We start from the raw sequence: 26,265 nt of genomic DNA, 5'->3' as shown, positions 1-26,265 counted from the left end.
CTCCTTCTGTGGGTTGGGATAGCGCTATCCATAGGTATAGTCCACGGCAGCGCGATGATGTTCCAATTAGTTAGGCGGCTATGTTACTCAAAATTTCAGCGTAATGACCCGTGAATCTTTGAGAAAGCTCCTTGCAGCCTCGGTAATGATCAGTTTGCCGCCTGCCACGGCGCGCCGGGCATTGGTTCATTGGCCAGGCAATGGTAGCCGCCGTCGACATTGATCAGGCGTTGCGCAGCGGTCAGCAGGTCTCGCGTATCCAGTTGATTGATCGCTGCGACCAGTTGCTCACGGTAATCCGACGAATGGCCGGCGAGTTTGCCCTGCCACAGGAGTTCGGCAGCGTCTCTGGTGGCTAATGTGGCACCACTGAATTGCTCGGCGAGGCTTTCGCGCTGCTGCTTGATACTGGCGTCACCGAGCGTTTCGATCAGGGCTGGAACGCCGTTGAGGAAATCCTGAATGTGTTCAAGCAAGGTGACCACCGGGGTTGCAGGCGACTGCACGGCGAAGACGATCGCAGTCGTCCCGTGCAACTGGCGCAACGCACTGAACACGGCGTAACCCAATTGCAGTTCGACGCGTAGGCGCTGGTAGAACGCCGTCTGGCACAGCTGTGCGAGCAGGCGCCAAGCGGCTTCATCAGCGATGTCATGGCTGGCGGTCGGGCAGATGAGCAGCAAGGCATGTTCGGTGGAGGCCGTGTCGATTCGGCTCCAGCGGTACTCGGCATTGTTGTGCAGAGTAATCGGCAGCTGATTGTCGGGCGTGCCGGGAATGCGGCTGAGCGCCAGGCCCATGGCTGATTGGGTTGGTTGGTCGAGCCCAAGGGCGAGGCCGTCCCAGCGCGAAGTTGTCCACAGGCGTTTGGCGTCATCGCTGGCTTCAATCGTGGGCAGGGACGTTTGCGGTAACGCTTCAAGCAATTGGCGCAGCGGCATCGAGGGTATCTGTGTCTCGTCGCGCGGCGAATCGGCGTCAATAGTCGTCAGACATTTCAGCGCATACTCCAGGACGCTGGGCATGGATTCTTGCAGCCCCGTCATTTTCAGCAGCCATTGGTTGCCCGCAGCACTGAAAGACAGATCCACTCCGGCCTCTGACGCATCCTGTCGTGTCTGGCGCAGACTGCGTTGCAATCGTGAACGCAGATCAGCGCTGGCCGCCGCCTCGACCTGCCAACGCAGATAAATTACGCCTTCATCGCTGTTGTCCGGCAACGCCTGACTGAAATGCATCGGCGAGCGTTCCCGGCGGCTGCGCGAGCGATCCTGGGCGAACGTGCGCAGGCCACGGTGGGCGCTGGTCTGGCCGCGAATCAGACCAGCGTTGGCCAGCGGTTCACTGGCCCGCAGGAAAGGATTGGCCGCGGGCAGGCGCCAATGATTGCTGAAGTTATCCACAACACCGATTTCGCGAAGAATGTGCTCAAGTGCGGCGGCACCCGATTCGGACAGGCCGAATGCTTGCTGCTCAACGTCGAACCGCGCCAGTTGCAAAGCTCCGCTGACGTGTTGTTGGCGCTGAAGCAGGGCGGCGTACTCCTCGCGCAATGGCGTCCAGTCCTGCTGGGCGAAGAAGCTCAGCCAGTCCAGCAGCTGTTCGTTGATGGCATGCAAGCGGTCGCCACCGGCATTGAGTTGCAGATGCAGCAACGCCTGCCCAGCAAATTGATAAACCGGCACGGCTTTCAGGCTGTCAGCCAGATTCTGTTGATGCAGGTACGCGAGCAACCCACCAGGTTTTGCGCTGTTCAACCAATGACAGAGAAAGGCCATCGCCTCCGCGGATGACTCGGGTAAGTCGTCGAAGGCCCATAACAGGTTCGCGTGAGCGCCGACCTGTTGATAACTTTTCACTGTCAGCGGTAGCGGTGTGGCTTGGGCAACTTTATCCCCAACCGGCAACACCGCTGCGAATTGCTGCGCCAGCTCTCGGAGCTCATCGACGCTCTGCGGCCCAACCAGACTCAGGTGCATTTGCCCGGTGCGATAAAACCTTTGATGGAAACCCTTCAGTGCCGTTTGAAACGCCGGCGAATCCACCTGCAGGCTGCGCCGATTGCCCGCATGAAACCCGCGCAACGGGTGCTGCTCTGGTAAACCGTCGTACAAGGCAAATTGCTGCTGTGCGGTCGGATCTTGCGACCAGGCGACGAATTCTGCCTGTAGCACCTCCCGTTCACGCCGTTGATCGTCCAGATTCATACGCGGCCGGGCGAGCATGTCTGACAGACGCTCAAGCCCTGCGCCGAACAACGGCACGGGCAGTTCGAAGAAAAAGTCCGTGGTGCGTTCGCGGGTGCTGGCATTCACCTGCCCGCCGTGACGTTGCACGTAGGCCATCAGCCCTTCGTTTGTCGGAAAACGCTCGGTGCCGAGAAACAGCAGGTGTTCAAGAAAATGCGCCAGCCCCGGCCATGCCAACGGCACGTCATGGCTGCCGGCCGCTACGCGCAATACGGCAGCGCTGCGCTTGAGGCCGGGCACGTGGCGCAGGGTCACGCGCAAGCCATTAGCCAGAATTTCAGTGTGGGGGAGGGGACGAGTCGGTGCAGGCATGGGCACTTCCAGAACAGTGAAGTGCCCATGCTAGCGGATTAGCGACGGTTCAGCGCGCCGTAAAGCTCGGGACGGCGATCGCTGAGATAGCGGTTGGCCTGGCGTGAATCATTCATCAGTTGTCGGTCCAGTTCACCGACGATCAGCGCCTCGTCCAGACCTGCCAGGGCGATGCGGCTGCCGTCCGGTGCGGCCACGCTGCTTTGCCCGCAGTACTGAATATCGCCTTCATGCCCACAGTAATTGGCGTAAGCCACGTAGCACTGGTTTTCGAAGGCGCGGGCGCGCACGGTGACGTCGGCGACGAAGTCGAACGGAATCATGTTTGCCGTCGGCACCACAATCAGCTCGGCGCCGGCCAAGGCCAGACGACGAGCGTTTTCCGGGAACTCCAGGTCATAGCAGATCAGGAAACCGAGCTTCCAGCCGTTCAGCTCAACCACCGGCAACTCTGCTTCGCCGGGGCTGAACATCGACCGGTCAAGGTCGCCGAACAGATGCGACTTGCGGTAATTGCACAGGCGCTCGCCGTGGGCGTCGATCAGTTGCACGGCGTTGTAGATGTGCCCGTCGGCGGTGCGCTCCGGGTAACCGTAAACGATTGCCAGACCCGCAGCCTTGGCGATGCGCCCGATCTGCTGCGCCCATTCACCGTTATAAACCTCGGCCAGCGTGCTGACCGCTTCGGCGCCGATGTTGTAGCTGGTGATGAACATCTCCGGCAGCACCAGCAGGTCGGCGCCTTTGGCCTCCATCGCCACCTGGTGCAGGCGATGCAGGTTGGCGACGGGATCCAGTGGCAACGGTGGACATTGGTAAACGGCTACGCGCATCGGGGAATCCTCTTACTCGGGCAGGGCGATAGGGCCGATGTCTTTGAACACATCACCCGGGCCCGGGTTCTCTTTATGTGTCGAGCCGCCAAAATGTTTCATGATGCCCCACACCGCGTTGAGTGATGTCTGCACCGCGCCTTCGACCCATGCCGGTGTCCACGAAACATCGTCGCCGGCGATGAAGATTCCGCGCTGCTCGGCCGGCATGTCGTCCTGCATGAAGTGCGCGTACATGCGCTGGTTGTAGCGGTAATGGCCGGGCAGGGCGCCTTTGAAGGCTCCGAGGAAATACGGATCGGCTTCCCACGACACAGTGATCGGATCACCGATGATGCGTGCGGCGATGTCGACTTTCGGGTAGATCTTTTTCAACGCGTTCAAGGCCAGTTCGACGCGTTTTTCCACCGGATGCGGGAGCATTTTCAACGCGTCGCTCATCCACGAGTACGACAGGCAGATCACCCCCGGCTTGTCGTCACCGTTGTCGAACAGATAGGTGCCACGGGTCAGGCGATCGGTGAGGGTCATGCTCATTACGTCGCGGCCGGTTTCCGGGTCTTTGTCCTTCCAGAATGGCCGGTCGACCATCACGAAGGTTTTTGATGACTGCATATAGCGCGTGCGGTCGAGGGCCATCCACATCTTCTGCGAAAACAGGGTTTCGTCGCATTCGATCTGCGTGGTCAGCAGCCAGCTTTGGCAAGTCGTCAGCACAGCGGCGTATTCACGGGTGTCACCGTTGTTGTCGGTAACGGCGAAACGGCCCTCCGGCGCGTGGGCAATTTTCTTCACACCGGATCGCGGCGCGCCACGGTGCAGGGATTTCAGGCTGGTGCCGGCCGGCCAATGTACGCAGCGTTCCGGCACATGACGCCAGATGCCTTGCGGCACCTGCTCGACGCCGCCGACTACCAGGTGCTGGTGATCGTCGCAATTGGTCATCACGACGCGGAAGATTTCCAGCATCGAATTGGGGAAGTCCGAATCCCAGCCGCCAGTGCCGAAGCCGACCTGGCCGAACACTTCACGGTGCTGGAACGACAGTTTGGCGAAGGCTTTCGAGGTGGCGACGAAGTCATAGAAGGTCCGGTCGTCCCATAGCGGCACCAACTTGTTCCACAGTTCTTTCAAACGCGGCACATCCCGGTCGCGAATGGCTTGTTGAATATCGGAAAACTGCGAACCGGCTTCCAGCGCATCCGCCCAGGCGTCGGCAACTTCCTGGAACAATGCAGGAAGATCCTTCAGGCTTTCGGCGTAATAGGTTTCGCCTTCCAGATCGATCACGGTGCTGCCCGAAGCGCCGGTCAGCGGGTTGGGGAAAGGCTTGGTTTCGAGGCCGAGCTTGTCGACGTAGTGGTAGAACGCCGTGGAAGACACCGGAAAGCGCATACCGCCGAGTTCGGCGACGATGGCATCGGTGCCGTTGAAGGCCTGCGAGCGCAGACGGCCGCCGAGTTTGGACGCCTCGTAAACCACCGGTTTCAAACCGAGCTTCATCAGCTCGTAAGCGGCTACCAGCCCGGCGATACCCGCGCCGACAATCGCCACTTCAGCGCCGTGATTGTGCTCAGGAATGCTGCCCAGACCCGCCGGATGCTCGATCCAGTCGTCAAACGCGAACGGAAAGTCCGGACCGAAAATGGTGACTGGTTTTTTCCCGTCTGCAGGATGACGATTGTTCGTGTTCATGGCTGACCTTGTTGGCGACCCGACGCAGGATTCGCGTCTGAGTATAGGAAAAGATGCCAGCCATTCTAGGGAGCGTGGAGCGCGTTAATAAGACGCAATGTGTCGTCGTTTTGCCAGATTAGCGATCAATATGACGAGCTGAGACTACATACCGACCAAAATGTGGAAGCGAGCCTGCTCGCGGAGAGGCTCTGAAATTCACCCGAGAACCTCGATCAAAACCTTAAACCGGCTGCCCCCGATCAATCTTGCTGCTCAAAATGATCGACGTCGTGGTCTTCTCGACCCCATCAACGCTGCCAATCTGATCCAGCAATTGGTCCAGCTGCTCCGGCGAATCAGTGCGCAACCACGCCACATAATCAAACTCGCCACTCACCGCACACAACTGCTGCACCTGCGCCATCGCACTCAAGCGCCGCAACACATCCTTGCCGGAGCGCGGCTGCACCTTGATCCCGACGTAGGCCTGCAAGCCACCATCGACCACGCGCTGACCGAGGCGCACACCATAGCCGGTGATCACTTTGGCTTTTTCCAGCCGGGCCAGGCGCGACGTCACCGTAGTGCGAGCAATGCCTAGCTGACGGGCGAGCATGGCCACGCTTTCGCGAGCGTTGATTTGCAGCGCGGCGATCAGCTGGCGATCGATTGCGTCGAGGGTGGGGGGGGGGGTGTCTGGCAAGGGAGGCTCCATTGGCGTGGGGCGGTGAGATTACGGATGTTACAGGGTCAATTGCATTGGGCATACTCGCAGCACCATCGGTTGATGGGGGGGAGTTGGCGGCCGTGACGGTTGCTCTTGTCAGGTTCAAGGGCTATCATCGGCACGTCAGCACAGACCGGAACTTTGCAAGCAAAGGGTGTTGATTTCGGTGGCGCAAGCTACTCCTAGCCAGTGAGCGGGATAAGCGGGAAACCGTGAAAGGACAGGCCGATATTGAGATTTACAGAAAGCCCCGATGTGCATGCGTCGGGGCTTTTTGCTTTCTCTCAAATGGACTTTCCCGCGTTTCGCATTTCCAGGATGTAGCGGACGTTATGTGGTTTTCCTTTCGGCAGCTTCGACCGCCCCCACTCAGCGACCTCATAGGCGGAAATGATCCGGAGTTTGAGACGGTTCGTTGAGTGCTGCGGCTTGCTGATAGAAAAAAAGACCGCGTAGTCATGCAAGTCCAGACAGTAATAGCGCTGACTGTTTTCTACGTAGAAGGGCACAGCCAGACCTTTGAAAAAGCGTTTGTGCAAGTAATCCGTAATCTGGCTGCTGCAGTGGTGGCGGTCCGCACAAAAATACCGAACTTCTCCCCTGTGTCTTAGTGGCTGGCCGTGACCTTTGTCATCGGTAAAACAGTGGAACCCGAATTCAAACCTGACAACCAGCTGCTGCTCAGCCACTTCAAATGCGAGTTCGAAGGGTTGTAAATGCGCCATGCAGTATTTGCGTCCGCCAATTATCAGGTCTTTCCATTCCATTGTTACTGTCGCCGGACGTATTGATTTGTACGGATTTCCAAGCCCCGGTCGCTGATAAGCAGCGACGTCTCGAGAGTATCCCTGCGAAGACATCATCAACAGACGTCTTACCGCTCAAAACCGCAGCTTCGGATCTTTCCTACAGCTCTGGTCAGGTCTTCCGAACATTGCGCACGCCAAGACGCAACCCAACCACTCGCCCACAAAAAAGCCGCGCATTTGGCGCGGCTTTTCAATTTGGTGGGCCCACACGGACTCGAACCGTGGACCAAAGGATTATGAGTCCTCTGCTCTAACCAACTGAGCTATAGGCCCTCAGTAGGCCGCGGATTATAGCGACGGTTTCGCGGCTGTGCTATCCGAAAAATCCGATACGGTCACATGCAGAAACGTGGAGGCGAATTCGTCCGGTGGCAGCGGCAGGCTGACGATGTAGCCCTGGATCTGTTCACAACCTTCCGCGGCGAGGAATTGTTGTTGCGCCTGGGTTTCCACGCCTTCGGCAATCACCGTGAATTGCATGCTCCGCCCTAGCGCGATGATGGCGCGTACGATCGCCGCGTCGTGGGGATCGTCGGGCAGTCCGCGGACGAAAGACTGATCGATCTTGAGGATGTCCAACGGCAGGCGTTTGAGGTAGCTGAGCGAGGAGTAGCCGGTGCCGAAGTCGTCGATCGCCAGCTGTACGCCGAGGTGTTTGAGCTGGTGCAGCACCGCCAGCGCCTCTTCGGCCTGACTCATGATGAAATTCTCGGTAATTTCCAGTTGCAGTAAATCCGGCCTGAGGCGGTTTTCCTTGAGCAGTTGCTCGATGCGTACCAGCAGGTTCGGTTGACGCAGCTGCGCTCCGGCGAGGTTCACTGACAGCGGGCCGAGCGGTTGATAAATCCGGTTCCACTCGAACATCTGCCGGCATGCGGTTTCCAGCACCCAGTCGCCGATCTGCAGGATCATGCCGTTCTCTTCGGCCAGAGGAATGAAGTGCTCGGGCGGCACTTCGCCGAAGGTCGGATGACGCCAGCGAATCAGTGCTTCGGCGCCCACCAGACTGTGGTCGACCAGGCTGATTTTCGGTTGATAGTAGAGAAACAGCTCGTCGCGCTCGATGGCGCGGCGCAGTTCGTGTTCCAGTGCTATGCGTTCGCTGGCCTGGGCGGTGAGGTCGCGGGTGTAGCTTTCGACGCGATTGCGTCCCTTGGCTTTGGAACGGTACATCGCCGCGTCAGCGTTTTTCACCAGCGTCGCCACGTCGCAACCGTCGCGTGGATAGAGGCTGGTGCCGATGCTGGCGCTGATAAAGAACTCGTGTTCGCCGGCCTGGAACGGCGCGCCGAAGCAGTTGAGCAGTTTCGTCGCGATGTTGTCGGCGTCGCTGGCTTGCTGCAAGCCCGGCAGCAAAATGATGAATTCGTCACCGCCCAATCGGGCGACGGTGTCGATATCTCGTAACTGTTCCTTCAAACGCACGGCGATGCCCTTGAGCAACAGGTCGCCCACCGGGTGGCCGAGGCTGTCGTTGATGTGCTTGAAGCGGTCCAGATCGAGAAACAGCACCGCGCCCTGGCCGCCATTTTCCTGTTGGCTGGTCAAGGCCATTTGCAGGCGACTTTCGAACAAAGTGCGATTGGGCAAGCCGGTCAGCGGGTCGTGGTGAGCCTGGTAATCGAGCTTGGCCTGGGCGTGCTTGAGGCTGGAAATATCGGCGAATACCGCGACGAAGTGGGTGATGAACTTGTCGCGATTACGCACGGCGCTGATGGTCAGCCAGCTCGGGTACAGCTCGCCGTTCTTGCGCCGGTTGGAAATCTCGCCCTGCCAGTGTCCCTCGTCGGTCAATTGGTGCCACATCGCCGCGTAGAACGCGCTGTCGTGCAGCCCAGACGCCAATAGCCGTGGCGTGTGGCCCAGCGCCTCGCTTTCGCTGTAGCCGGTGATTTCGGTGAAGGCGCGATTGACCGCGCTGATGTGTTGCTGGGTGTCGGTGATCAGTACACCTTCAGCGGTGCTTTCGAAAACCGTCGCCGCCTGCTGCAGTTTTTCCTGCATGAGATGGCGCTCGGTGATGTCCCGGGCGATGGTCAGCATGCAGTCTTCGTCGCCGATCGGCAGCGGGCGACTGGAGACTTCACACAGGCGAATCTGCCCGTCACTGCGACGGATATGGCAGGTGAAGTCACGGACAAAACCGTCGCGGTGCAACAGGTCGAGCATCTGTTTGCGTTCGTTGAGGTTGACCCAGATCCCGAGATCCAGCGTTGACCGATCCACTGACATGGCGCTGTTGAAACCGGTGATGCGGCTGAAACCTTCATTGACCTCCAACAACAGGCCGTCGCTTTGGCGCGACAGCAGCAAACCGTCCGGCGACGCATGAAAGGCCTTGGCAAACTTCTCTTCCGAGGTCTGCAGTTGCTGTTGGGTTTCCTTGAGCTGGCTGATGTCGCGCACCACGACCACCAGCGCCGGGGTGGTGTCGAGGTCGAAGGGCTCGGCGGAAATCAACCCGGTGAATACCTGGCCGTTGTTGCGGCGAAAGGGCATCTCCAGATTACGAATGCTGCCAGCCTGCAAGCGCTGCAACAGGCCCGGGCCGACGCCGGGAATGCCCCAGATATTGAGGTGGGTGGCGGTTTGGCCGATCACGTCCTCGGCCCTGAGACCAATCTGCTCTTCGAAGGCCTCGTTGACTTCGAGCAAGCAGCCGTCGGACAGCCGCGCAATTACCAGAATGTCCGGACACTGTTCGAACACCGAGGCGAATTTCTGTTCCGACAGGCGCAGCGCCTCTTCGGTGCGCTTGATTTCGCTGATGTCGATCATCAAACCGCGCATCACCGGTTCGTGGCCATGCTCGATCAGACTGACAATGTCGCGCACCCACAGGCAGCGGCCGTCGGCGGTGATGACGCGATAGTCGACGATGTGATCGCGGCCCTGTCGCAGCGCTTCCTTGCAATAGTTCTGCGTGCGGGTCAGGTCGGCAGGGTGAATGATGTTGTGCCAGAAGCCCGGAATCAGCCAATGGGACTGTGGATAGCCGAGCAAGTCTTCGGCGTGAGGCGAGACATAGCTGTAGGTGAAGTCGCTCATCCGCGCTTCCCAGGCAATCGCCGACAAGCTTTCGACCAGGCCACGGTAGTGATATTCGCTGCTGCGCAATTCCTGCTCGAGGTCGATGCGCCGGGTGATTTCCGAGCTCAGGCGGCGGTTGATGCGAATCACCACGGCGAGGACGGTGATCAGCAGTAACAGACCGGGCAGGCCATACACCAGCAGGTCTGACCAGAACGAGCGATGGTCGAGCACATTGCCGACCCAATGCTCCTGGATGCTGCTGATTTCCGCCGGCGTCATGTCGGCAAGGACCTTGTCGAGAATCCCCACCAGCACCTTGTTGTCGCGGGGGACGGCCATCGCCAGTTGATAGCGATAAGGGGTTTCGCCGCTGACGTAGAGGCCGTCGAGTTTGAGCTGGCGCAGGCTCCAGACGCTGGAAGCCAGGTCACCGACCACCGCGTCCACTTCATCAGTCGCCAGGGCTTGCAGCGCCGAACTGACGTTGGGCATGGCGACCAGATTCAGGTCGGGGTGGTGAGTGCGTAGTAGTTCGTGGGGGGCGTAGTTGTCCACCACGGCGATTTTCAGCCCATACAGGTCATCGAGTTTGCGCGGCTGGGCGCCGCCGACATGGGCGAGGATGACGATCGGAAAGTCGAGGTACGGCCGGGTGAATGACAGATAGTTCTGGCGTTCCGGCGTAGACATGATCCCCGGCAGCAAATCGATCTTGCCCTTCTTGACCTGCTCCAGCACCACCGTCCAGCTCACCGGTTCGATGGGCGTCAGCTTGATCGCCAGACGTTGACGGATCACGTCGATATAGTCGGCAGCCAGACCCTGATAACGGTTCTGGTCGTCGCGAAATTCGAAGGGCGGCCACGACGCATCGACACCCAGGCGCAAGTCAGGGTGAGCCGCCAGCCAGCTGCGTTCTTCATCGGTGAGAGTCAGCGCGTCAGCCGTGGCAGTGCAGATCATCAATGACAGCAGAAACAGCACGGGCGCCAGTCTGGGCATAACGCTCTCGTCGGGGCTTGGGGGGACTGTTTCGAGTGTAGACGGGGTATGGGGCGGGGAGGGTGGAGCGGGGAATTTAATCTGCCATGAAACAAAACCCCCGGCCTGGGCCGGGGGTTCTGGTATCACTCGTCGAGGAAGGAGCGCAGATGCTCGCTTCGCGTCGGGTGGCGCAGCTTGCGCAGCGCCTTGGCTTCGATCTGACGGATCCGCTCACGCGTTACGTCAAACTGTTTGCCCACTTCTTCGAGCGTATGGTCGGTGTTCATGTCGATACCGAAGCGCATGCGCAATACCTTGGCTTCACGGGCAGTGAGGCCGGACAGTACTTCGCGAGTCGCTTCCTTCAGACTTTCCACCGTGGCGACATCGATTGGCGACTGCATGGTCGAGTCTTCGATGAAGTCGCCCAGATGGGAGTCTTCGTCATCACCGATCGGGGTTTCCATGGAGATCGGCTCTTTGGCGATCTTCAGTACCTTGCGGATCTTGTCCTCAGGCATTTCCATGCGTTCGCCCAGCTCTTCCGGGGTCGGTTCGCGACCCATTTCCTGCAGCATCTGCCGGGAAATACGGTTGAGCTTGTTGATCGTCTCGATCATGTGCACCGGGATACGAATGGTGCGGGCCTGGTCGGCGATCGAGCGAGTGATCGCCTGACGGATCCACCAGGTGGCATAAGTCGAGAACTTGTAACCACGACGGTATTCGAACTTGTCCACCGCTTTCATCAGACCGATGTTGCCTTCCTGGATCAGATCGAGGAATTGCAGACCGCGGTTGGTGTACTTCTTGGCGATCGAGATCACCAGACGCAGGTTGGCTTCAACCATCTCTTTCTTCGCGCGGCGGGCCTTGGCCTCACCGATCGACATGCGACGGTTGATGTCCTTGATTTCGGCGATGGTCAGACCGGTCTCGGTTTCCAGTGCGATCAGTTTCTGCTGGCAACGGATGATGTCCGGCTGCACGCGACCGATGGCTTCGGCGTACTTGCTCTTGCCTTTGGCCAGGGCGTCGGACCAGCTTTCGTCGACTTCGTTGCCCGGGAACTGACGCAGGAAATCGGCGCGCGGCATACGTGCATCACGTACGCACAGCTGCATGATCGCGCGCTCTTGCTGACGCAGACGATCCAGGGCACTGCGTACACGCTCGACCAGGGCTTCGAATTGCTTCGGCACCAGTTTGATCGGCATGAACAGCTCGGCCAAGGCCAGCAACTCGGCAACCGCTGCCTTGTTGTGACGACCGTGCTTTTTCAGGGCCTTGCGGGTGATTTCCATCTGGTCGGCCACGGCGCCGAAGCGCTGCGCAGCAATGACCGGATCCGGACCGCTTTCGGCTTCTTCTTCGTCATCGGAAGAGTCGGCTTCATCGTCGTCGGTGTCGTCGTCGGCCTTGACGGCTTTCGGATCGACCGGCGGCGGCACTTCTGCCGCAGGCGGCGCAATGCCGTCGTCCGGGTCGATATAACCGCTCAGAACGTCGGACAGGCGACCACCTTCGGTGGTGACGCGGGTGTACTCGGAGAGAATGTGGTCAACCGTGCCAGGGAAATGCGCGATTGCGCTCATCACTTCACGAATGCCTTCTTCGATCCGCTTGGCGATTTCGATTTCGCCTTCACGGGTCAGAAGCTCGACCGTACCCATTTCACGCATGTACATGCGCACCGGGTCAGTGGTGCGACCAATATCGGTCTCCACCGCCGCCAACGCAGCGGCTGCTTCTTCCGCAGCGGCCTCGTCGGTATCGGCGTCGGCCAACATAAGGGCGTCCGCATCCGGAGCACTCTCGTGTACGGGGATCCCCATGTCGTTAATCATGCGGATGATGTCTTCCACCTGCTCCGGATCTGAAATATCCTCGGGCAGGTGGTCGTTGACCTCGGCGTAAGTCAGATACTTCTGCTCACGACCCAGTTTGATCAACTCAATAATACGAGACTGCTGTTGCGCTTTTCCGGACATAACACCCTATCCACTGAAGGTCTTGGCGGGCAAAAAACAAGCCGAGGATTATACCTGAGCTATGACCTCACGCGCCAGTTGAGGTCGGGTTTGATGCGGAAACATTGCGACTTAAAAGGTCGCGCAGTTGATTTTTCTCTTCGACGCTCAGTTCGCTTTGCCGCGCTTTCCTGAGTAACTGTTCGAGATTTCGCTCGCGTTGGCGGGCTGACAAGCTAGTAATGGTGTCGAAAAACTGTTGTTCAAGGTTATCTCCGTCAATCAGCCATTCCTTTTCTGCCAGTGCCTTGAGCAAACGACCCTGTTCAGTACCGTGCCATCGCGCGATCAACTGAAATGAGTTTAGCTTGGGATTCTTCTGCACGGCTTCGAGCAGCGCCACAAGCAGTTGGGCGTTGGTCTGATTTTCATCGGCAATGTGCCCGGCGTCTTCCACGCGCTTGGCCAGTTGCGGATGATGGAGCAATGTTCTAAGGGCCGTCAGGGTTGGCGATTCAACGCCAATCGGCGTGCGCGGGCGCTGCGGTTCACGGTCGCCGCCACGCTTGCCATTCTTGTCCCACTTCTTGCCGCCGGCGCCGGGTTTCTTCGGCGTCCATTCCTGCTGCGGCACATACATGTCCTGTGCCTGCGGCTGATGGTAGTCGCTGTAATCCGGCATGGCGTCGTAATCGATGCCCGGATCATAGGCGGGCGGTGCTTCCTGCGGTGCACTCTGGACCAATTGGCTGACGGTCTCGCTGCTCAGGCCGGTGATCTCGGTCAGGCGCTGACGCATGAGAATGCGCAGGTTTGCGCCCGGCACCTTGTCGATCAGCGGCGCAGCGAGGGTGGCCATGTGCGCCTTGCCCTCGAGGGAGCGCGGATCGGCTTCTTCGGTCAGTTGCTGGAAAAAATAATCGGCCAGCGGCTGCGCGTGCTGATTGATGCGCGCCTTGAAAGCGTCGGTGCCTTCGGCGCGCACCAGGGTATCCGGGTCTTCGCCTTCGGGCAGAAACAGGAATCGTGCGCGGCGACCGTCCTGCAGGCACGGCAGGGTCGCCTCCAGTGCGCGCCAAGCGGCGTTGCGCCCGGCCTGGTCGCCGTCGAAACAGAACAATACGTTCGGGACGACGCGGAACAGGCGCTTCAAATGCTCTTCGCTGGTCGCGGTACCCAGCGTGGCGACGGCATTGCGCAAGCCTTGCTGGGCGAGGGCGATGACATCCATGTAGCCTTCGACGACGATGATTTCATCGAGGTTGCGATTATTCTTGCGCGCTTCATAAAGGCCGTAGAGTTCCTGGCCTTTATGGAATACCGGGGTTTCCGGTGAGTTCAGGTACTTGGGCTTGTCGTCACCGAGTACGCGGCCGCCGAAGGCGATGATGCGTCCCCGGGTGTCGCGGATCGGGAACATCACGCGATCGCGGAAGCGATCATAGCGTTTGCCGGTTTCGGCGTTCTCGATCAGCAGGCCGGCTTCGATCATGGCCTTCTGTTGCAGGGTGTCGCTGCTCAGATGCTTGAGCAGATTGTCCCAGCCCGGTGGCGCAAAACCGAGGCCGAAATCCCGGGCGATCTCGCCGGTCAGGCCGCGACCCTTGAGGTAATCCACTGCGGCCTTGCGCGATGGATGGCTCTTGAGTGCCTGCCGATAGAAGTCAGCGGCGGCGGTGAGCAGCGGGTACAGCGGAGAATCGGTCGGCTGGCGCGGCTTGCGCTCGCGGCCGCTTTCTTCGCGGGGGATTTCCATGCCGGCGGCTTTGGCCAGATCTTCGACGGCCTGGGGGAAATCCAGGTTGTCGTGATCCATGAGAAAGCCGAGGGCGTTGCCGCCAGCGCCGCAGCCGAAGCAGTAATAGAACTGCTTGTCGGGGCTGACGCTGAATGACGGGGTTTTCTCTTTATGGAACGGGCAGCAGGCGGTGTAGTTCTTGCCGGCCTTCTTCAATTGCACGCGCGAGCTGACCACGTCGACGATGTCGGTGCGGTTCAGCAGGTCGTCAATGAAGCTCTGGGGAATCAGCCCGGCCATGGCATTCTCGTCGTCTGCGCTGCAATAAATCCGTTGCGCCAGGCTGTCGGACGCGGGCCATTGTTGGAAACGCACAAAAAGTGCGGCTCGACCGGTGTCGTCTGCGTGATCGCTGTCGGGAAGTGTATCTGCCGAAAATCCACTGACGTTAGTACCTATCAGTCTTCGACTATTTGAAAGTGTTGCGCTGAATCCGCTGACGGCCGGTTGTCGGCCTCGGATAGCTCAATAAAGCGGGCACGCATGCAGGTGCCTTGGGCTGATCGTCGTAAGAGGAATCAGTGGGTGTGCTCGTCAGTAGCCTTGAAAGGCTCGTCAGAAAAGACGTGCACCGCTGGCAAAAGAGCCAGGCCTGACGCGGTGAAGCAGATTTGTCTCGGTCGCATCGGCGGCGTCGACGGTGAAGCATCAAGCGTTTTACGCAAATGCCATTAGCCCGGCTGAGGGCCGGGCTTAGGCAAGAAGCTTGCTACGAACGTCTGTGTATTAGTACAGACGAACGGCGCGGCGCTGTTCGCGCTGAACTTTCTTGGCGTGACGCTTAACAGCGGCTGCTGCCTTGCGCTTACGCTCAGAAGTTGGCTTCTCGTAAAATTCGCGGCTACGAACTTCAGCCAGTACACCGGCTTTTTCGCAGGAGCGCTTGAAACGACGCAGAGCTACGTCGAAGGGTTCGTTCTCTTTTACTTTGACGGCTGGCATCCAGAGCTACCTTCATTCATTACCGGGGTCAACATCCTCGCGGCAAAAGAGCACTTGAAGACGTCGGTTTTTAAGGGTTGCGGATGTTAACCCCTCATCGCTCGGAATGCAAAGCCTCTGATCGAAAACCGCTGGTCGGGGCATCACGTGGCGACTATTATGCGCGCCTTCGAATTCAGCCTAAACAAGGCGCAAACCCATGCTAGTACTGGGATTAGAAACCTCCTGCGACGAAACCGGCGTCGCATTGTATGACAGCGAGCGCGGCCTGCTGGCCGATGCGCTGTTCAGTCAGATCGACCTGCACCGCGTCTATGGCGGTGTGGTGCCGGAGCTGGCTTCGCGTGACCACGTCAAACGCCTGCTGCCCTTGATCCGTCAGGTGTTGGCCGAAGCCGACTGCGTGCCGACCGAGATCGACGCAATCGCCTACACCGCGGGTCCTGGCCTGGTCGGCGCGCTGCTGGTCGGTGCATCCTGCGCGCAGGCACTGGCGTTTGCCTGGGGCATTCCGGCGCTTGGCGTGCACCACATGGAAGGCCACCTGCTGGCACCGATGCTGGAGCCGAAACCGCCGGAATTCCCGTTCGTCGCTTTGTTGGTTTCCGGTGGTCATACGCAGCTGGTTCAGGTCGACGGCATCGGCCAATACAGCCTGCTTGGCGAGACACTCGACGATGCGGCCGGCGAAGCGTTCGACAAGACCGCGAAGATGATGGGCCTCAATTATCCCGGCGGGCCGGAAATCGCCAAGCTGGCCGAGAAGGGCGTCGCAGGACGTTTTACCTTCCCGCGTCCGATGTGTGATCGTCCGGGGCTGGATTTCAGCTTCAGCGGCCTGAAAACCTTCGCGCTCAACACCTGGCAGCAATGCGTCAGCGCCGGGGACGACGGCGAACAAGCCCGTTGCGACATCGCGCTGGCGTTCCAGCAGGCCGTGGTGGAGACTTTGACCATCAAGTGCAAGCGCGCCCTGAAGCAGGCGGGCATGAAGCGGCTGGTGATCGCCGGCGGCGTCAGCGCCAACAAGGCGTTGCGGATTTCCCTGGAAAAGATGCTCGGCGATATGAAGGGCGATGTGTTCTACGCGCGTCCCGAGTTCTGCACCGACAATGGCGCGATGATTGCGTTTGCCGGATGCCAGCGCCTCAAGGCCGGTCAGCAGGAAAGTCTGGCCATCACCGTGCAGGCGCGCTGGCCGATGGAGCAGTTGTCGGCATTGTGATCAGCGATGCTCGCGGACGTCATTCAAAAATGCCGTTCGCGCCCGGCAAACAGGTCGCGTAGATTGCCGCGATGACGCCAGACAATCAGCAAGGTCAGCGCGCTCATTGGCAACAAGGCCTCCGGTTCCTGCCAGGCCAGCAGCGGCAGGGTCAACGGCGTGGCAATCAGCGCTGCCAGCGAACTGGTGCGAGTCAGGTAGAACGTCAGCAGCCAGGCGCACACCGCCAGCAGCGCGGCGGGTGGATACAGGCCGAGCAACATGCCGGCGGCAGTGGCGACGCCTTTGCCGCCACGAAAGCGGAAGTACAGCGGGAACAGGTGACCGATCACGGCGCACACGCCAATCCACGCCTGATCCTGCAGCGAAAGGCCCGCGCTCGATGCGATCAGCACCGGCAGCAGGCCTTTGCACAGATCACCGAGCAGGGTCAGGATCGCCAGTTTGCGACCGGCCAGGCGCAGCATGTTGGTGGCGCCGGCATTACCCGAGCCACTCATTCGCGGATCCGGGTTTCCGGTCAGGCGGCTGAGCAAAATGGCGAAGGACAGCGAGCCGAGCAGGTAGGCGAGAATCGCCAGTAACCAAAACATGCTAACTATTCCGGGCGAGGACGCCCTGATTCTAACGGCGCATTGCGCCCTTGTCGTGCAGCGGAGAGAAGTGCTTGGACAGAGTGTTTATCGAGGGCCTGGAAGTTGACACCGTGATCGGTGCCTACGACTGGGAGCGCGGCATCCGTCAGTGCCTGCGTCTTGATCTGAGCTTCGCCTGGGACAATCGCCCGGCCGCCGCTGGTGACGACCTGACCCTGGCGCTCGATTACGCCAGCGTTTCCAAGCGCATCCAGGCTTTTGCCGAGCAGGCGCAGTTCCAACTGGTCGAGACCTTTGCCGAGCGTCTGGTTGAAGTGCTCATGGCCGAATTCAACATCACCTGGGTACGGCTGAAACTGACCAAGCCGGGCGCCGTGCCGGCAGCCAAGGGCGGTGTGGGTGTGGAGATCGAGCGCGGATGTCGCTGACTCAGGTCTACCTCGGGCTCGGTAGCAATATCGAGCGGGAAACCCATTTGCGTGCCGGTCTCGATGCGCTGGCGAAATTTCTGGTGGATATCCGTTGTTCGGCGGTGTTCGAGAGCCAGCCGGTGGGCATCAAGAGCGGGCCGTTCTTCAATTTCGTGGTTTCGGCGTACACCGATCTGCCATTGATGGAGCTGGATCGGCGCTTGAAATTCATCGAGGCGGATAACGGTCGTTATGCACCGGATCGCAAGGGGTTGCCGCTGGATATCGACGTGCTGCTGTATGGCGATCTGGTGGGTAATTTCGACGGATTGACTCTGCCGCGGGCGGAAATCCTGAAAAACGCTTTCGTGCTGTGGCCGCTGTCATTGATCGCGCCGCAGCGGGTGCATCCGGGTGTGGGCAAGAGCTTTGCGACGTTGTGGGCTGAGGCGCAGATTGATCAGGTGTTGGCGCCGGTTGCGTTCGAATGGCGGGGGGAGCAGCTCACGCCTTCGGATTTGCGGTGATCCAACGGGCGCCATCGCGAGCAGGCTCACTCCTACATTTTGGAACGCATTCCCCTGTAGGAGTGAGCCTGCTCGCGATGCTTTTTAAACCGACGCCGATTCTTTGTAGGTCTTCAACGCTTTGAGCCGCTCACGCTTCAGCGCTTCGCCCAACTGAGGGCCCTTGAAGCCCATTTCCAGCAGTGGCTGCACCGCCACTTCTCGCGCAGCCTTCGCCGCCCCACGCAGATATTCCGCCTGTGGATAACTGCGCTGCTCCAGGCCTTTGCGGCCACGAGCATCCATCTCGCACGCAGCGATAAACTCCTCGAAGCGCTCCGGCCGCCGATAGACATCGAAGCTCTGCAGCAACTCCAGCAATGTGGAGGCCTTCAACTCCAGAGCCCGGTGCCCATGGGTGTGATACTGGCCGACCAGCAGAGCCAGTTCCTGACACTCTTTGGGTGCCTTGAAGCGCTGGTTGACCGCTTTGATCAGCTTCAGCCCGGTGTGCTCATGAGCGATATGCCGAGGCCATTCCTCTTCTGGCGTCAGGCCTTTGCCCAAGTCATGCAGCAGGCAGGCCCAGCGCACCGTCAGCGGTTGCCTGTGCAGGGCTGATTGCTCCAGCACGCTCAGGGTATGCAGGCCTGTGTCGATTTCCGGGTGATGGGCCTGCGGCTGCGGTACGCCGAACAAGGCGTCAACCTCCGGCATCAGCACTTTGAGGGCGCCGCAGTTGCGCAACACCTGGACGAATACCTGCGGGTGGTTTTCCATCAGCGCCCGGGAAATTTCCTTCCAGCTGCGTTCGGCCGTCAGTGCCTGCAGTTCCCCGGACTCGCTGAGCTGACGCATCAGCTCCATTGTCTCGTCCGCGACCGTGAAGCCCAGTCCGGCATAGCGCGCGGCGAAACGGGCAACGCGCAGCACACGCAGCGGATCTTCGGCGAACGCCGGGGAAACGTGACGCAGAATTCGCGCTTCAAGATCGCGCTGCCCATGATACGGATCGGTCAGGTTGAGCTGATCGTCTTCGGCCATGGCATTGATCGTCAGGTCGCGGCGAATCAGGTCTTCTTCCAACGTGACTTCGGGACTTGCATGGAAAGTGAAGCCGCCGTAGCCGCGCCCGCTTTTGCGCTCGGTGCGGGCGAGGGCGTATTCCTCGCCGGTCTTCGGGTGCAGAAACACCGGAAAATCTGCGCCAACCGGGCGGAATCCCTTGGCGAGCATTTCTTCAGTGGTCGCGCCGACCACGACCCGGTCGACATCAGTGACCGGCAATCCCAACAGGCGATCACGTACCGCGCCGCCAACCTTGTAAACCTGCATAAAAAAACCTCCGTCAGTCCGACAGGATAACCCTTGCGTCAGACGTTCGGAGGCCAGAACCGGATCAAAGATGAATCACGGCCAGATCGAGCCGGCCATAATCGCCTTCGCTGTGCTCACTGCGTGGCGGGACGTGATGGGTTTTCATGATCTGGTCACCTTGCAGGGTTTCCAGATGAATGTCGAAACCCCATAGCCGGTGCAAGTGCTTGAGCACTTCCTCGGTGGAGTCGCCCAACGGTTTACGGTCGTGCTGCTGATGACGCAGGGTCAGGGAGCGGTCGCCGCGCCGGTCGATGCTGTAGATCTGCACGTTGGGTTCACGATTGCCGAGGTTGTACTGCGCAGCCAGGGTTTCGCGGATGATGCGGTAGCCACCCTCGTCATGAATGGCCGGCACCAGCAGGTCATCCTTCTGATCGTCATCCAGGATGCTGAAGAGCTTCAGATCGCGGATCACCTTGGGCGACAGGTACTGCAGGATAAAACTCTCGTCCTTGAAACTGCTCATGGCGAACTTGATGGTCGACAGCCAGTCGGAGCCGGCGATATCCGGAAACCAGCGACGGTCTTCCTCGGTTGGCTCTTCGCACATGCGCCGAATGTCGCGGTACATGGCGAAGCCCAGTGCATACGGGTTGATACCGCTGTAGTACGGACTGTCGAAACCCGGCTGGAACACCACGCTGGTATGCGAAGTGAGGAACTCCATCATGAAGCCATCAGTGACCAGGCCTTCGTCATACAGGTCATTCATCAGCGTGTAATGCCAGAACGTTGCCCAGCCTTCGTTCATCACCTGGGTCTGGCGCTGCGGATAGAAATACTGGGCGATCTTGCGCACGATTCGCACGATCTCACGCTGCCACGGCTCCAGCAGAGGTGCATGCTTCTCGATGAAATAGAGGATGTTTTCCTGCGGCTCGGCCGGAAAGCGGGCGTTGTCCTTGTCGCTGTATTTGTCCGCACCCTTGGGGATGGTGCGCCACAGATCATTGATCTGCTTCTGCATGTGCTCTTCGCGATCCTTTTGGCGCCGGCGCTCTTCCTCGGCGGAAATCGGATACGGACGCTTGTAGCGGTCGACACCGTAGTTCATCAGCGCGTGGCAGGAGTCGAGCAGATCTTCCACCGCATCGATGCCATGGCGCTCTTCGCACTGCATGATGTACTGCTTGGCGAACACCAGGTAATCGATGATCGAACTGGCGTCGGTCCAGGTGCGGAACAGGTAGTTGCCCTTGAAAAAACTGTTGTGGCCGTAGCAGGCATGAGCCACCACCAGCGCCTGCATGCAAATGGTGTTCTCCTCCATCAGGTAGGCGATGCACGGATCGGAGTTGATCACGATTTCGTAGGCAAGGCCCATCTGCCCGCGACTGTAGGATTTCTCGGTGCTGAGGAAGTGTTTGCCATAGGACCAGTGGTGATAGCCCAGCGGCATGCCCACCGAGGCGTAGGCATCCATCATCTGCTCGGCGGTGATCACCTCGATCTGGTTGGGGTAGGTATCCAGCGCATAGCGGGCCGCGATCCGGGCAATTTCGCGGTCGTAGGTCTGGATCAGCTCGAATGTCCATTCGGAGCCGGTGGAAATCGGTTGGCGCTTCTGCTCTTTGGCGGTCATGTCACTAACCTGCGCTGGAAGAGTTCACGGAAGACCGGATAGATATCTCCGGCCGAGACCAGTTGCTGCTGGGCAAAAGTGTCAGAGAAGGCTTCGGCGATGCGTTCGTACTCGTACCACAGGGCCTGATGTTCGCGTGGGGTAATCTCCACATAAGTGTAGTACTGCACAAACGGCATGATCTGATTGATCAGAATGTCACGGCAGATCGGCGAGTCGTCGTTCCAGTTATCGCCGTCGGAGGCTTGAGCGGCATAGATGTTCCACTCGTTGCTTGGATAGCGCTCGGCCATGATTTCCTGCATCAGCTTCAAGGCGCTGGAAACGATGGTGCCGCCGGTTTCCCGTGAGTAGAAAAACTCCTCTTCGTCCACTTCCCGGGCACTGGTGTGGTGGCGGATGAACACCACGTCGATCTTGTCGTAGTTACGCTTGAGGAACAGATATAGCAGGATGAAAAAGCGCTTGGCGATATCCTTGGTCGCTTGCGTCATCGAGCCGGAAACGTCCATCAGGCAGAACATCACCGCTTTCGAGCTGGGGTTCGGTTGCTTGACCAGCAGGTTGTATTTCAAATCGAAGGTATCGAGAAACGGCACACGGTGGATACGTGCACTGAGTTTCTCGATTTCGGCCTCGAGTTCCTGGATATCACCGAAATTGTCCGGCTCTTCGCGCTTGAGCCGCGCCAGCTCTTCCTTGGCTTCGCGCAGTTTCGCGCGGCTGCTGCCGGACAGGGCAATACGACGCGCGTGAGCTGAGCGCAGGGTGCGGATGATATTGATCCGTGACGGATTACCCTCGTTGCTGATCCCGGCGCGTACGGTTTTGAATGTGTCGGTGCCGGTCAGGTTGCGTTTGACCAGGTTCGGCAGTTCGAGGTCTTCGAACATGAATTCGAGAAATTCTTCCTGGGTGATCTGGAAGACGAACTCGTCCATGCCTTCGCCGGAATTGCCGGCCTTGCCCGGACCGCGGCCACCTCCGCCTCCGGGTGGGCGCGCAATGTGTTCACCGGCCGTGAATTCCTTGTTGCCGGGATGCACCACGGTCTGTTTACCGCCGCGTCCATGATGAAGCACCGGCTCGTCGATATCGCGACCAGGAATACTGATCTGTTCCCCGTGCTCCATATCGGTAATGGAGCGCCGGCTGACTGCCTCTTCGACAGCCTTTTTGATGTGGTCACGATAACGCCGCAGAAAACGCTGACGGTTCACCGTGCTCTTGTTCTTGCCATTGAGGCGTCGGTCGATCACATAGCTCATAAGGCCCCTCCGGGGAGCTTCAAGTTTTGAGCTGCAAGCTGCAAGTAGAAGCCGATCCCGAAAAACTCCGTTTTACACGCTTTTCTCTTGCAGCTCGTAGCTGGACGCTTGCAGCTGCCTCACTGCGACTTGCGGACCCGCAGGTACCATTCGGACAGAAGCCGTACCTGTTTATCGGTGTAGCCACGTTCAACCATTCGTGTAACGAAGTCGTTGTGTTTCTGCTGATCCTCTTTGCTGGCCTTGGCGTTGAAGCTGATGACGGGCAGCAGGTCCTCGGTGTTGGAGAACATTTTCTTCTCGATGACCACCCGCAGTTTTTCGTAGCTGAGCCAGGTCGGGTTCTTGCCGTTGTTGTTGGCCCGGGCGCGCAGGACGAAGTTGACGATTTCGTTGCGGAAATCCTTCGGATTGCTGATGCCGGCCGGTTTTTCGATTTTTTCCAGTTCTTCGTTCAGGGCCACGCGGTTGAGGATCTCGCCGGTTTCCGGATCGCGATACTCCTGATCCTGAATCCAGAAGTCCGCATACAGCACATAGCGATCGAAGATGTTCTGACCGTACTCGCTGTAGGACTCGAGATAAGCAGTCTGGATTTCCTTGCCGATAAACTCGATGTAGCGCGGGGCGAGGTATTCCTTCAGATAACGCAGATAGCGTTCGCGGGTTTCAGCCTGGAACTGCTCCTGTTCGATCTGCTGTTCCAGCACATAGAGCAGGTGCACCGGGTTGGCGGCGATTTCATGCGGGTCGAAGTTGAACACCTTGGACAGGATCTTGAAGGCGAAGCGGGTCGACAGACCGTTCATGCCTTCATCGACACCGGCCGAGTCGCGGTACTCCTGAATCGACTTGGCCTTTGGATCGGTGTCCTTGAGATTTTCACCGTCGTAGACGCGCATCTTCGAATAGATGTTGGAGTTTTCCGGTTCCTTGAGGCGCGACAGCACGGTGAACTGCGCGAGCATCTTCAAGGTGTCCGGTGCGCAATGCGCCTTGGACAGGGAGCTGTTGAACAGCAATTTGTCGTAGATCTTCACTTCATCGCTGACGCGCAGGCAGTACGGCACTTTGACGATGTAGATCCGGTCGATGAACGCCTCGTTGTTCTTGTTGTTGCGGAAGGTGTGCCACTCCGATTCGTTGGAGTGAGCCAGCAGGATGCCGGTAAACGGAATCGCGCCGAGGCCTTCGGTACTGTTGTAGTTACCCTCCTGCGTGGCGGTCAGCAGTGGGTGCAGCACCTTGATCGGCGCCTTGAACATTTCGACGAATTCCATCAGGCCCTGGTTGGCCCGGCACAGCGCACCGGAGTAGCTGTAGGCGTCGGCGTCGTTCTGCGGGAATTCTTCGAGCTTGCGGATATCGACCTTGCCGACCAGCGCCGAGATATCCTGGTTGTTCTCGTCACCGGGTTCGGTCTTGGCGACGGCAATCTGATTGAGGATCGACGGGTACAGTTTGACCACGCGGAACTGGCTGATGTCGCCGCCGAATTCAGCCAGGCGCTTGGTCGCCCAGGGCGACATGATGGTGTTCAGGTAGCGCCGTGGGATACCGAAGTCTTCCTCAAGGATCGCGCCATCTTCGGTGGCGTTGAACAGACCCAGAGGCGATTCGAAGACCGGCGAGCCCTTGATGGCGTAGAAGGGCACTTTTTCCATCAGCTGCTTCAGCTTCTCGGCCAGGGACGATTTACCGCCACCCACGGGGCCGAGCAGATAGAGGATCTGTTTCTTCTCTTCCAGGCCTTGGGCGGCGTGGCGGAAATACGAGACGATCTGGTCGATGCATTCTTCCATCCCATGGAAGTCTTCAAAGGCCGGATAGCGACGGATCACCTTGTTGGAGAAGATGCGCGACAGCCTCGAATTGGTCGAAGTGTCGAGCAGTTCCGGTTCGCCGATCGCCATCAACAGACGCTCGGCGGCGGAAACGTAGGCGCTGCGATCCTTTTTGCACAGCTCCAGGTACTCCTGCAGAGAAAGTTCTTCCTGGCGTGTGGATTCGAAGCGTTGTTGGAAGTGGCTAAAGATACTCATGACGTCACCTCGCTCGATACGTGGAGCCGACGCCGGATCACTCAGTCGATGCTGGCAGCAGTCGCTATGGCAGCTGCTGTTTACCCCCCAGAATTCTTCCACGGTCGACAAACCGCGAAAGCTACTCCCGATGACCCGCGCGCCGGTGTACCGGCTCTCCCCTGTTTTGGATGGCCTGCGCTTAAGGATAGTTGGGAATTCGAGAGGTAAAGGCGAGATACGTAATTAGTTGTGGCAGACCGTTTGTCTGCCGCGCGCAGGCCCACGGAAGCCGGGGCCTGCGCCGCGCAAAAAAATTATTCTTCGCTGCCTTGCGCAGTTTCCGAAGGATAGGTCGTACGCCACAGCTCAAAACCGCCATCCATGCTGTAGACGTCGGAGAAACCTTGGCCGACCAGATAGGCAGCTGCGCCCTGACTGGAATTGCCGTGGTAGCAGACCACGACGGTCGGTGCATCCAGGTCGGCGCCTTGAATGAAAGCGTGCAGCGAATGGTTGTCGAGATGCTTCGAGCCGCTGATATGCAGTGAGGCAAAGGTAGCCGGGTCGCGCACGTCGACTACGACGGCGCCTTGTTCACGCAGGGCCTGGGCCTGTTCCGGGGGGATTCGTTTGAATTCGCTCATGACAAAGTTCCTGTTGCTCAACTGAAGGCGCAGTCTAGCGCGGTGCGCCGACTGGCGAAGATTCGGAGATAAGTGGCGCGACCGTGTGCGCAAGCCCGCCGTGTTCATCGCATTTGCATGACAGGCGTTCGCCGCTGTCGACGTTCATCAGCGTCAGGCTGCCGCCCCATACGCATCCGGTGTCCAGCGCTGAAATGCCCGGCTCGTGGATATTGCCTTCAAGCGCTGCCCAGTGACCAAAAATGATGCGCAGGCCCTTGGTCTTGCGCTCCTTGTGCTGAAACCACGGCTTGTAGCCGGGCGGGGCGCTGTCGAGGCCTTCCTTGCTCTTGAGGTCAAGCTTGCCCTCGGCGGTGCAAAAGCGCATGCGCGTGAAGTAATTGGTGATCACCCGCAGGCGATCGATGCCTTTGAGGTCGTTATCCCACTTTGCCGGCTCGTTGCCGTACATGCCGTCGAGGTAGGCGGGGAACACGTTGTCGTCGCGCAGCGCGGTCTCGACTTCGGCGGCGCACTTCAAGGCGCGGCGCAGCGACCATTGTGGCGGGATGCCAGCGTGAACCATGGCGACATCACGGATTTCGTCGTAATGCATCAGCTTCTGCTGGCGCAGCCATTCCATCAGTTGCGGGCCATCCGGCGCCTCGATGATTTCGCGCAACGTGTCGCTTTTCTTCAAACGCTCGATTTTCTTCGCAGCGGCCAGCAGGTGCAGGTCGTGATTACCGAGCACGCACACCAGTGACTCACGCATCTGGTAGAGAAAGCGCAGGGTTTCCAGCGACTGCGGGCCACGATTGACCAGGTCGCCCACGAGCCACAGCCGATCCAGCGCCGGGTCAAAGGCAACTTGCTTGAGCAGACACTTGAGCGGTTCGAGGCAGCCCTGCAGGTCACCGACGGCGTAAGTCGTCATCAGTGCAGGGCTCCGGGTACAGCGAGGCGAAACGGTTTGATGACTGCATCGAAATGCTTGCCGTCATCGGCGAGCATTTGATAGGTGCCCTGCATGGTGCCGACCTTGGTGATCATTACCGTGCCGCTGGTATACGTGTGGCTTTCGCCCGCGGCGATCAGCGGCTTCTGGCCGACGACCCCTTCACCGCGCACTTCTTCGACATGGCCATTGCCATCGGTAATCACCCAATGCCGGGAGAGAAGTTTGGCCGCAATCTCACCGTTGTTCTGCACGGTAATGGTGTAGGCGAAGGCGAAACGGTCGTGTTCGGGTTGCGATTGGTCTGCCAGATAGTGGGTGACGACGCTGACATCGACCTGATAACGGGAATCGGACAT

General features: G+C 59.2%; 20 protein-coding genes and 1 tRNA gene. 3 read left to right on the top strand and 18 right to left on the bottom strand.

Annotation, left to right across the window (positions count from 1 at the left end; genetic code table 11):
- Window positions 1–149 precede the first annotated feature (149 nt).
- The 10 genes from pqqF to rpsU all read right to left on the bottom strand — a co-directional run bounded on the left by pqqF (window position 150) and on the right by rpsU (window position 15,334).
- The gene (gene pqqF / locus QRN33_RS18230) at window positions 150–2,561 is read right to left on the bottom strand and encodes a pyrroloquinoline quinone biosynthesis protein PqqF (protein ID WP_285409477.1); all 2,412 of its coding nucleotides are present in this window, start codon (window positions 2,559–2,561) and stop codon (window positions 150–152) included.
- Window positions 2,562–2,599: 38 nt separating this feature from the next.
- On the bottom strand, window positions 2,600–3,394 hold the full coding sequence (locus tag QRN33_RS18225) for a carbon-nitrogen hydrolase family protein (RefSeq protein ID WP_285409476.1): 795 nt from the start codon (window positions 3,392–3,394) through the stop codon (window positions 2,600–2,602).
- Between the two features lie 12 nt (window positions 3,395–3,406).
- Window positions 3,407–5,089, bottom strand: a complete 1,683-nt coding sequence (locus QRN33_RS18220) for a flavin monoamine oxidase family protein (protein ID WP_042606689.1) — start codon at window positions 5,087–5,089, stop codon at window positions 3,407–3,409.
- Between the two features lie 223 nt (window positions 5,090–5,312).
- Entirely contained in the window at window positions 5,313–5,774 is a 462-nt protein-coding gene (locus tag QRN33_RS18215; protein WP_285409475.1) for an Lrp/AsnC family transcriptional regulator, read from the bottom strand.
- A gap of 308 nt (window positions 5,775–6,082) precedes the next feature.
- On the bottom strand, window positions 6,083–6,565 hold the full coding sequence (locus tag QRN33_RS18210; RefSeq protein ID WP_227973190.1) for a YjaZ family protein: 483 nt from the start codon (window positions 6,563–6,565) through the stop codon (window positions 6,083–6,085).
- A gap of 238 nt (window positions 6,566–6,803) precedes the next feature.
- Window positions 6,804–6,880, bottom strand: a tRNA-Ile gene (locus QRN33_RS18205).
- A 15-nt stretch (window positions 6,881–6,895) separates the two neighbouring features.
- Window positions 6,896–10,642, bottom strand: coding sequence for a bifunctional diguanylate cyclase/phosphodiesterase (locus QRN33_RS18200; protein ID WP_123417890.1), 3,747 nt, complete (start codon window positions 10,640–10,642; stop codon window positions 6,896–6,898).
- Window positions 10,643–10,767: 125 nt separating this feature from the next.
- Entirely contained in the window at window positions 10,768–12,615 is a 1,848-nt protein-coding gene (rpoD, locus tag QRN33_RS18195; protein WP_042610108.1) for an RNA polymerase sigma factor RpoD, read from the bottom strand.
- Between the two features lie 67 nt (window positions 12,616–12,682).
- The gene (gene dnaG / locus QRN33_RS18190; RefSeq protein ID WP_285409534.1) at window positions 12,683–14,632 is read right to left on the bottom strand and encodes a DNA primase; all 1,950 of its coding nucleotides are present in this window, start codon (window positions 14,630–14,632) and stop codon (window positions 12,683–12,685) included.
- Window positions 14,633–15,118: 486 nt separating this feature from the next.
- On the bottom strand, window positions 15,119–15,334 hold the full coding sequence (gene rpsU, locus QRN33_RS18185; protein WP_002551877.1) for a 30S ribosomal protein S21: 216 nt from the start codon (window positions 15,332–15,334) through the stop codon (window positions 15,119–15,121).
- A 199-nt stretch (window positions 15,335–15,533) separates the two neighbouring features.
- On the opposite strand from rpsU, the gene tsaD reads away from it, so the two are divergent.
- A complete protein-coding gene (tsaD, locus tag QRN33_RS18180; protein WP_285409474.1) occupies window positions 15,534–16,559 on the top strand; it encodes a tRNA (adenosine(37)-N6)-threonylcarbamoyltransferase complex transferase subunit TsaD in 1,026 nt (341 codons plus the stop codon).
- 23 nt (window positions 16,560–16,582) lie between these two features.
- Here tsaD and plsY read toward each other — a convergent pair whose 3' ends face one another.
- Window positions 16,583–17,152: a glycerol-3-phosphate 1-O-acyltransferase PlsY gene (plsY, locus tag QRN33_RS18175; RefSeq protein ID WP_024014548.1), complete on the bottom strand. Its 570-nt coding sequence runs from the start codon at window positions 17,150–17,152 to the stop codon at window positions 16,583–16,585.
- 74 nt (window positions 17,153–17,226) lie between these two features.
- Between plsY and folB the strand changes: the two genes are divergently transcribed.
- On the top strand, window positions 17,227–17,583 hold the full coding sequence (gene folB / locus QRN33_RS18170) for a dihydroneopterin aldolase (RefSeq protein ID WP_285409473.1): 357 nt from the start codon (window positions 17,227–17,229) through the stop codon (window positions 17,581–17,583).
- Window positions 17,574–18,092 carry a 2-amino-4-hydroxy-6-hydroxymethyldihydropteridine diphosphokinase gene (gene folK / locus QRN33_RS18165; RefSeq protein WP_042610112.1) on the top strand — a complete coding sequence of 173 codons (519 nt, stop codon included), beginning with the start codon at window positions 17,574–17,576 and terminating at the stop codon, window positions 18,090–18,092. The genes folB and folK overlap by 10 nt, the downstream gene beginning before the upstream one ends.
- Window positions 18,093–18,176: 84 nt before the next feature.
- Here folK and QRN33_RS18160 read toward each other — a convergent pair whose 3' ends face one another.
- The 7 genes from QRN33_RS18160 to apaG form a co-directional block, all read right to left on the bottom strand.
- Entirely contained in the window at window positions 18,177–19,406 is a 1,230-nt protein-coding gene (locus QRN33_RS18160; RefSeq protein ID WP_285409472.1) for a multifunctional CCA addition/repair protein, read from the bottom strand.
- Window positions 19,407–19,470: 64 nt separating this feature from the next.
- Window positions 19,471–21,033 (bottom strand): SpoVR family protein, encoded by a 1,563-nt coding sequence (locus QRN33_RS18155; RefSeq protein WP_024014545.1) that lies wholly within the window; start codon window positions 21,031–21,033, stop codon window positions 19,471–19,473.
- Window positions 21,030–22,301 (bottom strand): YeaH/YhbH family protein, encoded by a 1,272-nt coding sequence (locus QRN33_RS18150; RefSeq protein WP_039757709.1) that lies wholly within the window; start codon window positions 22,299–22,301, stop codon window positions 21,030–21,032. The genes QRN33_RS18155 and QRN33_RS18150 overlap by 4 nt, the downstream gene beginning before the upstream one ends.
- A gap of 119 nt (window positions 22,302–22,420) precedes the next feature.
- Window positions 22,421–24,343, bottom strand: a complete 1,923-nt coding sequence (locus tag QRN33_RS18145) for a PrkA family serine protein kinase (protein ID WP_039757710.1) — start codon at window positions 24,341–24,343, stop codon at window positions 22,421–22,423.
- Between the two features lie 296 nt (window positions 24,344–24,639).
- Entirely contained in the window at window positions 24,640–24,969 is a 330-nt protein-coding gene (gene glpE / locus QRN33_RS18140; RefSeq protein ID WP_042610116.1) for a thiosulfate sulfurtransferase GlpE, read from the bottom strand.
- Window positions 24,970–25,003: 34 nt separating this feature from the next.
- On the bottom strand, window positions 25,004–25,885 hold the full coding sequence (locus QRN33_RS18135; protein WP_064365401.1) for a symmetrical bis(5'-nucleosyl)-tetraphosphatase: 882 nt from the start codon (window positions 25,883–25,885) through the stop codon (window positions 25,004–25,006).
- Window positions 25,885–26,265, bottom strand: coding sequence for a Co2+/Mg2+ efflux facilitator ApaG/CorD (gene apaG, locus QRN33_RS18130; RefSeq protein ID WP_042610118.1), 381 nt, complete (start codon window positions 26,263–26,265; stop codon window positions 25,885–25,887). The genes QRN33_RS18135 and apaG overlap by 1 nt, the downstream gene beginning before the upstream one ends.

Source organism: Pseudomonas sp. FR229a (genome assembly GCF_030209115.1).
Lineage (GTDB): Bacteria > Pseudomonadota > Gammaproteobacteria > Pseudomonadales > Pseudomonadaceae > Aquipseudomonas > Aquipseudomonas moraviensis_A.
The sequence above is the reverse complement of the archived record's forward strand: the minus strand, read 5'-3'. Positions and strand labels throughout refer to the sequence as shown.